The organism is Photorhabdus sp. RW14-46, assembly GCF_963887965.1.
GTDB classification, from domain to species: domain Bacteria; phylum Pseudomonadota; class Gammaproteobacteria; order Enterobacterales; family Enterobacteriaceae; genus Photorhabdus; species Photorhabdus laumondii.
On the sequence record NZ_CAWPHH010000015.1, the window covers coordinates 49,855 to 62,886 of the forward strand.

Sequence of the window (13,032 nt, forward strand, 5' to 3'; positions counted from 1 at the left end):
GAGTTTCATGGTATCGTTAACAAAAAAACAAACCGCACAGCTTTCAGAGATGGGTCATGACGTGCTACTCAATATCATTCATGACCTGATACAGGATAATAAACAGGCCAGGAACGCACTGGTGAACGGGTATCTGTTATCGGCAGCGGAGGTACTCAAAGCCGTCGAGAAGGAGTATGTCCGACGCGCCAAAAGCAAACGTTTTTATGATTACTATGATGCCGATGCCTTTTTTGATGAGCTGACACGCAGTATAGCGACCCCCCTTGTGGGTATCGCCCACGCGCTCCCCGAGCAGGTGGAAAGTCTGAGCGTAAAAATGATGCTTGAGTTCGAAAAATTCACCGGTAACGTGGACACCTCCAGCGGAAGTTGGATGGACTACTACACCATTTTGTTGGATGCGTGGATGAAATCACTGGGAGCGCAAAAAAACAACGATCCTGCATTCATTGCTAAAAAAATATTCACCGTTGTTGAAAGAGAATTTTATTTTGGGATTGAAATCTTTAAAAAATACCGCGCCTTACTCGGTACAGATATTTTACGTATAATTCGTGACATGTATTATCAAAAAAAACTCCACCGGGAAGCTTTGGGTCTCAGCATAATAATGAAAGACCTGGATTTTCTGACGATGGCGTTTAAAAACGATGAGTTTTGCCATTCCACCCATTATTTTGATTATGCCAGATTACTTATGGAAGAACTGCGGTCCGATGATGCACTCGCCGTATTAAAAAGTCAGCGGAATGACGATGAGGATATCACAGATAATATCATATGGAATGAACTATTCATTCAGGCCCTGATTGAGGAAGGGAGAAAAGAAGAGGCCAAAGCCCACTGTATTACAGCATTCACCTTTCAAGGTGATACCCGTTTTTATCATCTGTACACAAAAGCTGCTGAAAAAGATGTCGATCACAGCCCGGAATTCCTGAAAATAGCAAAAGATACAGGATTAGCGCCATATGTCTGTTTTGCATCAGACATTGAACGGTATGACTTAATCGACGCCTGCATTATGGGCACGCCAAAAAACAACCTCGCCGACTCGCTGGCTTATATCACCCATTCATATTTACGGACATTATCCAGTACTCTGTATAAACACGGCTATGCGCATACGGCGACCCTTTTGCGCCGCTTTTTGGTGGAGGACAACATTCAGCAATCAAAAAGCAAGTATTACAGCTATGCCGCCTCAGACATGAAAAAAGCCATCGATTATGGCGAAGGTCTGGAGGATTGCCCTCAGCTTCCGGAAACAGAGGGCTACCTCAGAACTCTCTACGAACAACATAAACGTAAAACCGCACTCTGGCCGCTGATGACAGATAAAATCAAAGGATTATCCGTAGGAAAGGACGGCCTACGCTACAGCGGAGATGCCTCATGACATCACAGGAACTGTATGACCACGCGGTGTCACTGCTGGCAAGGCGGGATTACGCATCCGGTGAGTTGACACGGGCTCTGAGTAAGATGACGGAAAACAGAGAGAATATCGACAGGGCGTTGTCGAGACTGGGTGAGTGTGGTTATCTGGATGATAACCGCCTGATTGATAAACATGTTCGAAAAAAACATGGCCCGGCCAGAATCAAACAGGAGATCAGGCAAAAAGGTTTTTCTCAGGAGTTGGTCGAGCAGATGCTGGAGAAAGTGGATGTGGACTGGTATGCCATGGCAAGGGACCTGAAAGTCAGTAAATTTGGTGATGCGGTGGTATCAGAAGCCAAAGAAAAAAACAAACAGATTCGCTACCTCCAGTACAAGGGGTTTTCGATGGACATGATATTTGAGGCGTTAAGCTGATCATGGTTGTCAGAGCCCCATCCAAGACAAATGTCGTCATATTGTAGCTTCGCTCCCATTACCCCGTGTTGTGGGTAGGACACGATCTCCAACAAGCAAATGAACGACTTCGTTTCTGGATTTGAGAACAATTTGTTCGTGGCCCAGCGCTATCTGGAACATCAGCAACAAAAATGTGGAGCCACACCGTCGTATTCAGGCCAAACTGTAGCGTCTTTTGTCGGAGTACCGTCCAGGTTCCTCTTTACTATGAACAAGGGAAAATAAAGCAGCCCTGTTAGAATGGGCTGTTAGAACTAAATCAGTACAAATAATTAAAGTAACTTCCGTATTACATCTCATTTATTCAATTTTAATCGCTAATATATTAACCCATTTAATATATCTATCATTATAACTAAACATGAGAATAGTCAAATCCGAGAGATTTATTTTATGAAAATGAATCGTAAGGAGCTGACGTCCAATAGGACGGGCTCCACGATAAACAAACGCCATAAGGTCTCTAAGATAATGATGAATTGGTTTTTTCAGTCATATTAAGCACATTCAATAAACATGAATATCAGAATCCATAAATTAAAAATAGTTTCTGTTCAGTTCACTTTATTGGCTATTATCACCCTATAACGTTTTTAATATTAAGTTGAAAATTTAAATCACTTTATGTGGACCAAAACATTCATAGTGAATAAATTGTTTATCTATCCCCATATCTAATAACTGCTTCGCGACATATTGCATAAAGGCGACTGGGCCACAGAAATAGAAATGCATTCCTTCTGTTTTCAACGCCTCATTCAGAACCGTCAGATCCATAAAACCTTTGTGTTGATAATGAATACCTTGTTGATCTTCATCCCTTGGTTCGCGATACCAAATTGTGCCAGCAAAATTCGGCATTGCTTGCGCGATCGCTGCGACTTCATGGCTAAACGCGTGATGACCGCCGTGTTCCGCCGCATGTAACCAATTAATCGGGCTATTGTGATTTTGCTGGTGGAGGTGATACAACATGCTCATCATGGGAGTCAGGCCAACCCCCGCAGAAATTAAAGTAACCGGCGTTTCTGGTTTAATATCAAGGAAAAAATCACCGCGTGGGGCGGTCAGCCAGACGGTATCGCCTTCTTGCATCTTATCGTGCATATGGTTGGAAACGATTCCTTGTGGCTCACGTTTAATCGCAATCCGGTAGCTGGAGCCGTTTGGTGCTGCCGTTAGTGAATACTGGCGAATTTCTCGGTTAGCAAAACTATCATCTTGCAGATAAATACTTAGATATTGGCCAGGCTTATAGTCCATTACTTTCCCACCATCTTGTGGTGCAAATTCAAAGCTGCAAATGACCTCACTTTTTACTTCTTTCCGGTTGATACGGAATGGGCGTAAACCACGCCAGCCACCATCTGTTAATTCACCACTATGATAGATTTGCTCTTCACGATTGATAAAAATATCAGCGAGCACACCGTAAGCTTTTCCCCAGGCGTCCAGAATTTCATTTCCCGGCTGGAACATTTCATTCAACGTTGCCAGCAGGTGAGTACCGACAATCTGATAATGCTCTGGTTGAATATTCAAACTCGCGTGTTTATGAGCGATCTTTTCCACTGCGGGTAGTAGTACCTTTAAGTTATCAATATTGGCTGCATAGGCGCAGATCGCATTGAACAAGGCTTCACGTTGATCGCCGTTAAGCTGATGGCTCATATTAAAGATGTTTTTCAACTCAGGATTATGTTTAAACATCCGCTCATAGAAATGTGCTGTCAGTTTTGGGCCAGTCGCGGAAAGTAGGGGAATAGTTGATTTGACAGTTGCAATAGTTTGGTTATCCAGCATGGTGAAGCTCCTGAATTTCTTTCAAGTGGGTAATGAAAGTTATAACATGTAATTTAAATGCAACTTATACCCTTTTGGGGACTTTGTAAATATAACGTGTGGTCTTTATGGTGAAAAAAATGCCCCTAAAAGATATTTACACTAAGGAAAGGACTACTTTAGGTCATAAATTCCGACAAAATGAGGAAAAATGTAGCGTAATTTTCATTACACTATTTAGAACCGATACCTTGCTTGTAATGGATATGCAATCGTTTGCGTAAAATATTTTGTCAAGACTATCTCATTCGGTGAAAAGGGTTTACACTGTGTGCCATTCGGCCCTTTGGGGGTGTTGTTTGAAGAGAAGTTAGCTGAGTCAGGAGAACCCAATGTTAAAGCGTGAAATGAATATTGCTAGTTATGATCCCGAACTATGGCAGGCGATGGAGCAAGAAGTTGTTCGTCAGGAAGAACATATCGAGTTAATTGCTTCTGAAAACTATACCAGCCCAAGAGTTATGCAGGCACAGGGCTCTCAACTTACTAACAAATATGCTGAAGGTTATCCGGGTAAACGCTACTACGGTGGTTGTGAATATGTAGATGTTGTTGAACAATTAGCTATCGATCGTGCTAAGGCACTGTTTGGTGCTGATTATGCCAACGTTCAGCCACATTCTGGTTCTCAGGCGAATGCGGCAGTTTATATGGCTTTGCTGCAACCGGGCGATACGATTCTGGGGATGAATTTGGCACATGGTGGTCATTTGACTCACGGCTCTCCGGTTAACTTCTCTGGTAAGTTATACAACGTTGTGCCTTATGGTATCGATGAAAGCGGTAAAATCGATTATGACGATATCGCGGCACAAGCTGAAAAACACCAGCCAAAAATGATTATCGGTGGTTTCTCGGCTTACTCCGGTGTGGTTGATTGGGCAAAAATGCGTGAAATTGCAGACAGCATTGGTGCTTACCTGTTCGTTGATATGGCACACGTTGCTGGCCTAATCGCCGCAGGAGTGTATCCTAACCCGGTTCCTCATGCTCACATCGTTACTACCACGACGCATAAAACACTGGCGGGTCCACGTGGTGGTTTGATCTTGGCAAAAGGTGGCGACGAAGAGTTGTATAAAAAACTGAACTCTTCTGTATTCCCTGGTTGTCAGGGGGGGCCTCTGATGCATGTGATTGCAGGCAAAGCGGTGGCATTGAAAGAAGCAATGGAACCAGAATTCAAAGCGTATCAACATCAGGTTGCTGATAACGCGAAAGCGATGGTTGAAGTGTTTTTGGCTCGTGGTTACAAAGTGGTTTCTGGTGGTACAGAAAATCACTTGTTCCTGCTGGATCTGGTTGATAAAAACATCACTGGTAAAGATGCCGATGCTGCATTGGGTCGTGCAAATATCACGGTAAACAAAAATAGCGTACCTAATGATCCGAAGAGCCCATTTGTGACTTCTGGTGTGCGTATTGGTACACCTGCGATTACCCGCCGTGGCTTTAAACAAGCCGAAGCACGTGAATTGGCTGGCTGGATGTGTGATGTATTGGACAACATCAATGATGAAGTGACCATTGAAATGATTAAGCAGAAAGTTTTGGCTATTTGCGCAAAATATCCGGTTTACGCATAAATTAAAATTTCAATATACCCTATGGATTTCAAGATGTATCGCGACGGCAAGGGAGTGAATCCCTGGGAGCATAGGTAACTATGTGACTGGGGTGAGCGAGTGCAGCCAACAAAGAGGCAACTTGAAAGATGACGGGTATAGCTCATTACAAAACCTGTTCCGGCTAACATCGTTTGCTTAAGTGAGATATTGAGGAGTGATGCGTGGATTTTCCCCCCGGGGGATATCCACTTCAAGATAACTCTCAATATCTTAATTTCTTGAGCTAATCAAGTTAGTTAAGGGCGGGTTTTTTTGCATTTTTTACCAGGGAGGACTAATGGTTATTCGATCGACGCGCTGGCTGGCGTTAGATTACTTCACATATTTCTTTTCTTACGGGATATTTTTACCTTTCTGGGCAATCTGGCTACAGGGTGAAGGTATAGAGCACGATATGATAGGGGTTCTATTGGGTGCAGGCTTGATTTCCCGTTTTTTGGGCAGTTTATTAATTGCACCTACAGTTAAAGATCCCGCAAAACTTATTTTTGCGCTACGTATATCAGCATTGATAACCTTTGTTTTCATTGTTGGCTTTACATTAGGAAATCATTGGGCGTGGCTCCTGTTCGTCATGGTTGGCTTCAATCTATTTTTTTCGCCGATGATGCCATTGAGTGATGCGCTGGCGGGAACATGGCAAAAGCAATTTCCTTTTGATTACGGCAAGATACGGGTTTGGGGTTCAATTGCCTTTATTATCAGTTCAGCATTAACCGGGGAATTAATCTCTATCTGGGGACATCGTGCCATCCTCATCACGATATTGTTTAGCGTCTTCTCTACGCTGTTGGTGACATTGCTTAGGCCCTCTATCATGCCGGTTGGTGAAACCAAATCTGCCAAAGTGGATGTCGTGTCATTTAAACAGTTGTTGTCTGAAAAATCGGTACGTCGATTCCTATTATGTGTGGCTTTATTGCAAGGTGCCCACGCGGGATATTACAGCTTTAGTGCAATTTACTGGGAAAACGCGGGCTATTCTGCCTCGGTAGTCGGTTATCTTTGGTCATTGGGCGTAGTGGCTGAAGTCATTATTTTTACTCTGAGTAATCAATTATTTCGGCGCTGGAGTGCCCGTAATCTTCTGCTGCTTTCCGGTATCTGTGGTGTTGTTCGTTGGGGATTGATGGGAACATACACTTCATTGCCGGTGTTAATTATCGTCCAAATCTTGCATTGTGGTACGTTCACTGTCTGTCATTTGGCAGCGATGCGTTTTATCGGTGCGAGAAAGGAAGGGGAAATTGTGCGTTTGCAAGCGGCCTATTCTGCACTGGCAATGGGGGGCGGTATCGCTGTCATGACGGTAATTGCAGGATTTATGTATGATTATCTGCACAGTGGAATTTTCTGGATGATGGCCTTAGTTGCTTTTCCTGCTATCTTCTTGCGACCGCAGGTTAAAGCTCATAATTATTAACAACATAAATTTAGTTTCTTACAATATTTTTGTAAGAAACTAAATACCTCAATAATATTTTTATGAGATATCATGTCGAATAAATTAACAATAAAAGATATCGCTCGCTTGGCTAATGTCAGTAAATCAACCGTCTCGCGAGTATTAAACAATGAGAATAGTGTCAGCCCACAAGTACGTGAAAGAGTTGAAACGATTATCCAACAAAATAATTTTATTCCTTCTAAATCAGCAAGAGCGATGCGAGTAAAGAGTGACAAAATCATTGCTTTAATTGTGTCGCGTCTGGGATCTTTTTCAGAAAATTTATCGATAAGTGCCATGTTACCCCTGTTTTACCAGCATGGTTACGACCCCATTATTATGGAAAGTAATTTTGATCCACAGCTTTTACAGGAACATCTACGTCAGTTGGCATTACGTCATGCAGATGGTATTATTTTGTTCGGTTTTACTGGATTATCAGAAGAGTCTCTCTTCCCTTGGCGTGACAAAATGGTGGTATTTGCTCGTGAATATACCGGTTTTTCTTCTGTATGTTATGACGATATTGGTGCTGTCCGTTTATTGATGAATGAATTCTATCGGCGGGGGCACAGAGAGATTAGTTTTCTTGGTGTAGATGATTGTGATACCACGACAGGTTTTCTTCGCCATCAATCCTATCTAGCTTGTTGTGAACAGCAAGGTTTGCGCCCGCTTTCTGTTCAATGTGATTTAAGCTATCAGAGTGGGTTTCAACATATTAATAAGGTATTGAGAGAGAAAACGACAGCTTTAATCTGTGCAACCGATAGTTTGGCATTAGGTGCATATAAATATTTGCAGCAAAATAGTCGGGAAGATATACAAATAGGTAGTATTGGTAATACACCTTTATTGAATTTTTTATACCCTAACACGGTTTCTATTGATTTGGGTTATAGTGAGGCTGGTAAATATGCATCTGATCAATTAATTTCTCAAATAAATCGTCAATACTTCAAACAAAAAGTAATCATTCCGAGTAAGTTGGCTTAAAAATAAAAAATATTTCCGTTTCAATGTGATCTTCAACCCATTTTTGGGAACGTTCCCATGACAAGCATAACCAAATGATATTAGGATGAAATTAGTTTACTAAGCATGCTAATTAGTAATTGATACTAACTTATGATGACTGGCTATTATGAAAAACAAAATAAATTCTAAAGATATAGAAAAACTAATTACATTAATCGGTGGTTGTGAAAATATAGCCAGTGTAACTCATTGTATTACCCGATTGAGGTTTATATTAGTTGAACCAGTTAAAGCCAAGCCGGATGAGATAAAGAATTTATCGATGGTTAAAGGCTGTTTTACCAATGCTGGGCAATTCCAGGTAGTGATAGGCACGAATGTTGGTGATTATTATCAGGTTTTAAATCGTTATCTTGACCAATCTGAATTGAATAAAAAAGATAAACAGCAGGTTGAGAAGAAAAACATGAAATGGCAAGAGCGTTTCATTTCTAAGTTTGCAGAAATATTTTTTCCTCTCTTACCAGCATTAATTAGCGGTGGGCTTATTCTAGGTTTCCGTAATATTATTGGTGATATTCCTTTTAGTGAAGGCAAAACTTTAGCTCAAATATATCCTATTTGGAAAACGATATATGATTTTTTATGGCTGCTAGGAGAGGCAATATTTTTCTATCTGCCAGTGGGTATTTGTTGGTCGGCGGTTAGGATGATGGGTGGAACACCGATATTGGGTATTATATTGGGAGTAACACTGGTCTCTCCACAATTAATGAACGCTTATCACATAGGGCAACAAATCCCTGATATATGGAATTTCGGCTTGTTCACGATTGGGAAAGTGGGTTATCAGGCGCAGGTTATTCCGTCACTTTTGGCGGGTATTACTTTGGGGTGGATTGAAGTTCAGTTAAAGCGGGTGGTTCCTAGTTATCTCTATTTGGTGATTGTTCCGGTCGTTTCGTTAATATTGGCAACCTTTTTAGCACATAGTCTTATTGGGCCATTTGGTCGGTTACTGGGTGATGGGGTAGCTTGGGTTGTGAAGGCGTTGATGACCGGAAGTTTTGCTCCTATTGGTGCAGCTTTATTTGGATTCTTTTACGCGCCGTTGGTGATTACCGGCATACATCAGACCACATTAGCCATAGATATGCAGATGGTTCAAAGTATAGGTGGAACACCGATCTGGCCTATTATTGCATTATCCAATATTGCTCAGGGATCGGCGGTTGTTGGTATTATTTTAGTCAGTAAGAAGCATAATGAACGTGAATTATCCGTACCTGCGGCTATCTCCGCCTATTTGGGTGTGACTGAGCCGGCAATGTACGGTATTAACATTAAATATCGATTCCCTATGCTCTGTGCCATGATTGGCTCCGGTTTAGCTGGGTTGATTTGTGGGTTGAGTGGTGTATTGGCAAACGGTATTGGTGTGGGTGGTCTGCCAGGTATTCTTTCGATCAAACCGCAATTTTGGCTAATTTACGCATTAGCTATGCTTGTCGCCATCATTGTTCCGTTGATTCTCACGACTGTTGTTTATCGCAGGAAGAATATGGCCGGTATGTTAGCGGTTGAATAATGCAGCTAAATCTTCATAAGTAACAGATATATACCCTATGGATTTCAAGATGCATCGCGACGGCAAGGGAGTGAATCCCCGGGAGCATAGGTAACTATGTGACCGGGGTGAGTGAGTGCAGCCAACAAAGAGGCAACTTGAAGGATGACGGGTATAAAAATAACCATGTGGTTATTCAATTCATGGTTATGTAATTCAGGAAATATATTGATAAGGTGTTTTTGATGGACAAAATCATTCCGTGGTGGTTACAAGGTGTCATCTATCAGATATATCCTAAGAGTTTCCAGGATACGACGGGTAGCGGAACGGGCGATCTTAACGGCATTACTTACCGGCTTGATTATTTGAAGAAACTGGGCGTAGACGCTATTTGGGTGACGCCTTTTTACCTCTCACCACAGGTAGATAATGGTTATGATGTCGCTGATTATTATGCGATTGATCCGGCTTACGGCTCAATGGATGATTTTAAGCGTTTGGTTGATGAGGCACATCAACGTGATATCCGTATCATCGTGGATATTGTTTTCAACCATACATCGACTCAACATCTGTGGTTTAAACAAGCACAGGATATTGATAGCCCTTATCGGCAATATTACATTTGGCGGGATGGGGTACCTGGAACCCCGCCCAATAATTGGTTGTCGAAATTTGGTGGCAATGCTTGGGCGTGGCATGAAGCAAGCCAACAGTATTATTTGCACCTGTTTGCTGTTGAGCAGGCTGATCTAAATTGGGAACATGAGCCAGTACGGGCTGAATTGAAAAAGATTTGTGAATTCTGGGCTGGCCTTGGTGTTGATGGCTTCCGTCTGGATGTCATTAACTTGGTTTCTAAACAGCAAGACTTCCCTGAGTCAACTCAGGGGGATGGGCGTCAGTTCTACACCGATGGCCCGCGTATTCATGAATTTCTGCAAGAAATGAACAGAGAGGTATTCCAGCCTGCCGGAGTGATGACGGTTGGGGAAATGTCTTCTACTTCACTGGAACATTGTCATCGCTATTCTTCATTGGATGGTGAAGAGTTGTCGATGGTTTTTGCTTTTCATCACTTAAAAGTCGATTACCCCAATGGTGAGAAATGGGTTGCAGCGCCACCTGATTTTATTGAATTGAAGAAAATTTTTGCCAAGTGGCAGCAAGGTATGTACGAACGGGCATGGAATGCGCTGTTCTGGTGTAATCACGATCAACCGCGTATTGTTTCACGCTTTGGCGGTGAAGGTGTTTGGCGGGTGCCGTCCGCTAAAATGTTAGCAATGGTACTACATGGTATGCAGGGAACCCCTTATATCTATCAAGGAGAAGAGCTGGGGATGACTAATCCTCACTTTTCTCATATTGAAGAGTACCGGGATATAGAAAGTTTAAATATTTATCAAGAGAAGATTGAGCAGGGCAATGATAAACAGCAAATCTTATCGGTCTTAGCGAAGAAATCTCGTGATAATGGGCGAACGCCAATGCAGTGGGATACGACTGCTAATGCAGGGTTTACTCAAGGAGAGCCGTGGATAGCGCTGAATAGTGATTATCAGGATGTGAATGCTGAAAATGCGATGCAGGATGATGATTCAGTTTTCCATTGTTATGCACGTTTAATCAAGCTGCGTAAGGAATATCCTGTATTGACTTATGGCAGCTATGAAGACTTATTACCATCTCATCCTTCTCTTTGGTGCTATGTGCGTCGTTGGGAAAATCAGACGTTGTTGGTTATTGCTAATCTCAGTGTTGAAGTGCAGAAATGGTCGCTGGACGCTTCTTTATCCGATTGCTCATGGGTTAAATTGATGGGGAACTATCCTGAAAACCATGTACCTGCAAAAGATATGCAGCTACAGCCTTATGAAGCCGTTTACTGGTTAGCGGAGTAACAACGGTCTTTGTTGTTAGTTAAATGAATCGTAAGGTAGACCGCGTTTTTTGCGGTCTACCTAAATTACCATCCGTCAATTCTTATTTAGGATTTACTTGAATTAACGTTTCAATGCTTCTGATAATTCATCACGCATTTCAGCCAAAATATCTTTAACAACGCGTGGATTACCTGCAACAATGTTGCCGGAATGAATATAATTATGACCGCCAACGAAATCAGTTACGATACCGCCAGATTCACGAACTAACAGTTCGCCACCCATAAAATCCCACGGTTTTAGGCCAATTTCAAAGTAACCATCCACCCGACCAGCCGCAACATAAGCCAGATCCAGTGCGGCGGAGCCTGTACGACGGAAGTCAGCACAACGAACAAATAATTTACCTAAAGTATTAATAAAAACAGTGGAATGATGTTTTGCTTTAAATGGGAAACCTGTTGCCAGAATGGTGCCATCCAGATCACGGGCATTGGTACCACGTAGACGGTAGCCATTCAACTGTGCCCCTTGACCTCGGGTTGTGGTGAAAAGCTCATTACGCATTGGGTCATAAACAACTGCAACTTCAGTACGGCCTTTAATGCGTACCGCAATAGAGACGGCGAAGTGAGGGAGGCGTTTGATAAAGTTAGTCGTGCCATCCAGTGGATCGATTACCCATTGAATATCAGCCTCTTCGCCTAAAAGCTCGCCACTCTCTTCGGTAATAATCGAGTGTTTAGGATAAGATTTGCGAATAACGTCGATAATGAGTGCTTCTGCGGCTTTGTCAACATTGGTAACAAAATCGTTACTGCCTTTTTGGCTAGCTTCAACCGCATCGGGAGTTTCATAATTTTTGGCAATTAGGTTGCCGGCTTTACGCGCTGCGCGTATGGCGATAGTCAGCATCGGATGCATGGGATATCTTCCACCAGGATGTTAAAGAACGGGTAATTAATCGGCGCGTAGTATAGCAGTAATTCGGAAAAATGACTAATGCTGTGTTAAGATATTTGATTCTTATAACTATCCAGACTATTCAGAAGTTGTCATGTTAGAAAATATCCGCATTATCCTGGTTGAAACTTCCCACACCGGAAATATGGGGTCAACCGCCCGGGCAATGAAAACAATGGGATTAACCAATCTTTATCTGGTTAATCCTTTAGTTCAGCCAGACTCTCATGCGATTGCACTTTCTGCGGGTGCTAGTGATGTTATTGGTCATGCGACGATTGTCGATAGTTTGGATAAAGCGCTGGCGGGTTGCGGCTTGGTGATTGGGACCAGCGCCCGTTCAAGAACGTTATCATGGCCGATGGTTGAACCTCGTGAATGTGGTGAACGTAGTGTTCAACAAGCTGAACATGCGTCGGTTGCCATTGTTTTTGGCCGTGAGCGGGTAGGGTTGACCAATGAAGAATTGCAGAAGTGCCATTATCACCTGAATATCCCAACTAACCCGGAGTACGGTTCATTAAATCTGGCAATGGCGGTTCAGCTTGTCAGTTATGAAATCCGTATGGCCTATTTGGCGCGTCAGGATAAAACTGAGCAAAAAACCGATGAAGTGGAATATCCATTAGCTGATGATATGGAACGCTTTTATCATCATCTTGAATGTGTGTTAAATGATTCAGGTTTTATTAGAAAAGCACACCCAGGTCAAATAATGAATAGATTGAGACGCCTTTTTACCCGTGCCCGGCCTGAAATGCAGGAACTGAATATTCTGCGTGGCATCTTGTCCTCCGTTGAAAAATGGGCGAAGAAATAGTTGAGTAAATTACTAGGTTAAATAGTTGACTAAAA

General features: G+C 42.5%; 9 protein-coding genes and 1 pseudogene. 8 read left to right on the forward strand and 2 right to left on the reverse strand.

Going from position 1 to position 13,032, the window contains the following annotated elements; translation table 11 throughout:
- Nucleotides 1–7: 7 nt before the first annotated feature.
- Nucleotides 8–1,402: a DUF6880 family protein gene (locus tag AACQ38_RS13670; RefSeq protein WP_165578359.1), complete on the forward strand. Its 1,395-nt coding sequence runs from the start codon at nucleotides 8–10 to the stop codon at nucleotides 1,400–1,402.
- Nucleotides 1,399–1,821: a regulatory protein RecX gene (locus tag AACQ38_RS13675; protein WP_011147489.1), complete on the forward strand. Its 423-nt coding sequence runs from the start codon at nucleotides 1,399–1,401 to the stop codon at nucleotides 1,819–1,821. The genes AACQ38_RS13670 and AACQ38_RS13675 overlap by 4 nt, the downstream gene beginning before the upstream one ends.
- 654 nt (nucleotides 1,822–2,475) lie before the next feature.
- Here the strand turns inward: AACQ38_RS13675 and hmpA are convergent.
- A pseudogene (gene hmpA / locus AACQ38_RS13680) lies at nucleotides 2,476–3,669 on the reverse strand (NO-inducible flavohemoprotein); the annotation flags it as partial.
- A 368-nt stretch (nucleotides 3,670–4,037) separates the two neighbouring features.
- Between hmpA and glyA the strand changes: the two are divergent.
- From glyA to treC, 5 genes are all read left to right on the forward strand, one after another.
- The gene (glyA, locus tag AACQ38_RS13685; RefSeq protein ID WP_165578360.1) at nucleotides 4,038–5,291 is read left to right on the forward strand and encodes a serine hydroxymethyltransferase; all 1,254 of its coding nucleotides are present in this window, start codon (nucleotides 4,038–4,040) and stop codon (nucleotides 5,289–5,291) included.
- 319 nt (nucleotides 5,292–5,610) lie between these two features.
- Nucleotides 5,611–6,756 carry a 3-phenylpropionate MFS transporter gene (locus tag AACQ38_RS13690; protein WP_165578361.1) on the forward strand — a complete coding sequence of 382 codons (1,146 nt, stop codon included), beginning with the start codon at nucleotides 5,611–5,613 and terminating at the stop codon, nucleotides 6,754–6,756.
- Nucleotides 6,757–6,828: 72 nt separating this feature from the next.
- Nucleotides 6,829–7,776 carry a trehalose operon repressor TreR gene (treR, locus tag AACQ38_RS13695; protein WP_011147484.1) on the forward strand — a complete coding sequence of 316 codons (948 nt, stop codon included), beginning with the start codon at nucleotides 6,829–6,831 and terminating at the stop codon, nucleotides 7,774–7,776.
- A gap of 148 nt (nucleotides 7,777–7,924) precedes the next feature.
- Nucleotides 7,925–9,346 (forward strand): PTS trehalose transporter subunit IIBC, encoded by a 1,422-nt coding sequence (gene treB / locus AACQ38_RS13700; RefSeq protein WP_165578362.1) that lies wholly within the window; start codon nucleotides 7,925–7,927, stop codon nucleotides 9,344–9,346.
- A 224-nt stretch (nucleotides 9,347–9,570) separates the two neighbouring features.
- Nucleotides 9,571–11,232 (forward strand): alpha,alpha-phosphotrehalase, encoded by a 1,662-nt coding sequence (gene treC / locus AACQ38_RS13705; RefSeq protein ID WP_165578363.1) that lies wholly within the window; start codon nucleotides 9,571–9,573, stop codon nucleotides 11,230–11,232.
- 102 nt (nucleotides 11,233–11,334) lie between these two features.
- Here the strand turns inward: treC and suhB are convergent, their stop codons facing one another.
- Nucleotides 11,335–12,138, reverse strand: a complete 804-nt coding sequence (gene suhB, locus AACQ38_RS13710) for an inositol-1-monophosphatase (protein ID WP_011147481.1) — start codon at nucleotides 12,136–12,138, stop codon at nucleotides 11,335–11,337.
- A 133-nt stretch (nucleotides 12,139–12,271) separates the two neighbouring features.
- Here suhB and trmJ point away from each other — a divergent pair, with 133 nt between their 5' ends.
- Nucleotides 12,272–12,997 (forward strand): tRNA (cytosine(32)/uridine(32)-2'-O)-methyltransferase TrmJ, encoded by a 726-nt coding sequence (trmJ, locus tag AACQ38_RS13715; protein WP_011147480.1) that lies wholly within the window; start codon nucleotides 12,272–12,274, stop codon nucleotides 12,995–12,997.
- The last annotated feature ends 35 nt before the right edge of the window (nucleotides 12,998–13,032 follow it).

Excerpts from the sequence above, each read along its gene's own strand:
- treB (WP_165578362.1), top strand. The coding sequence starts at position 7,925 with ATGAAAAACAAAATAAATTCTAAAGATATAGAAAAACTAATTACATTA.
- treC (WP_165578363.1), top strand. The coding sequence starts at position 9,571 with ATGGACAAAATCATTCCGTGGTGGTTACAAGGTGTCATCTATCAGATA.
- glyA (WP_165578360.1), top strand. The coding sequence starts at position 4,038 with ATGTTAAAGCGTGAAATGAATATTGCTAGTTATGATCCCGAACTATGG.
- AACQ38_RS13670 (WP_165578359.1), top strand. The coding sequence starts at position 8 with ATGGTATCGTTAACAAAAAAACAAACCGCACAGCTTTCAGAGATGGGT.
- trmJ (WP_011147480.1), top strand. The coding sequence starts at position 12,272 with ATGTTAGAAAATATCCGCATTATCCTGGTTGAAACTTCCCACACCGGA.
- AACQ38_RS13675 (WP_011147489.1), top strand. The coding sequence starts at position 1,399 with ATGACATCACAGGAACTGTATGACCACGCGGTGTCACTGCTGGCAAGG.
- AACQ38_RS13690 (WP_165578361.1), top strand. The coding sequence starts at position 5,611 with ATGGTTATTCGATCGACGCGCTGGCTGGCGTTAGATTACTTCACATAT.
- treR (WP_011147484.1), top strand. The coding sequence starts at position 6,829 with ATGTCGAATAAATTAACAATAAAAGATATCGCTCGCTTGGCTAATGTC.
- suhB (WP_011147481.1), bottom strand. The coding sequence starts at position 12,138 with ATGCATCCGATGCTGACTATCGCCATACGCGCAGCGCGTAAAGCCGGC.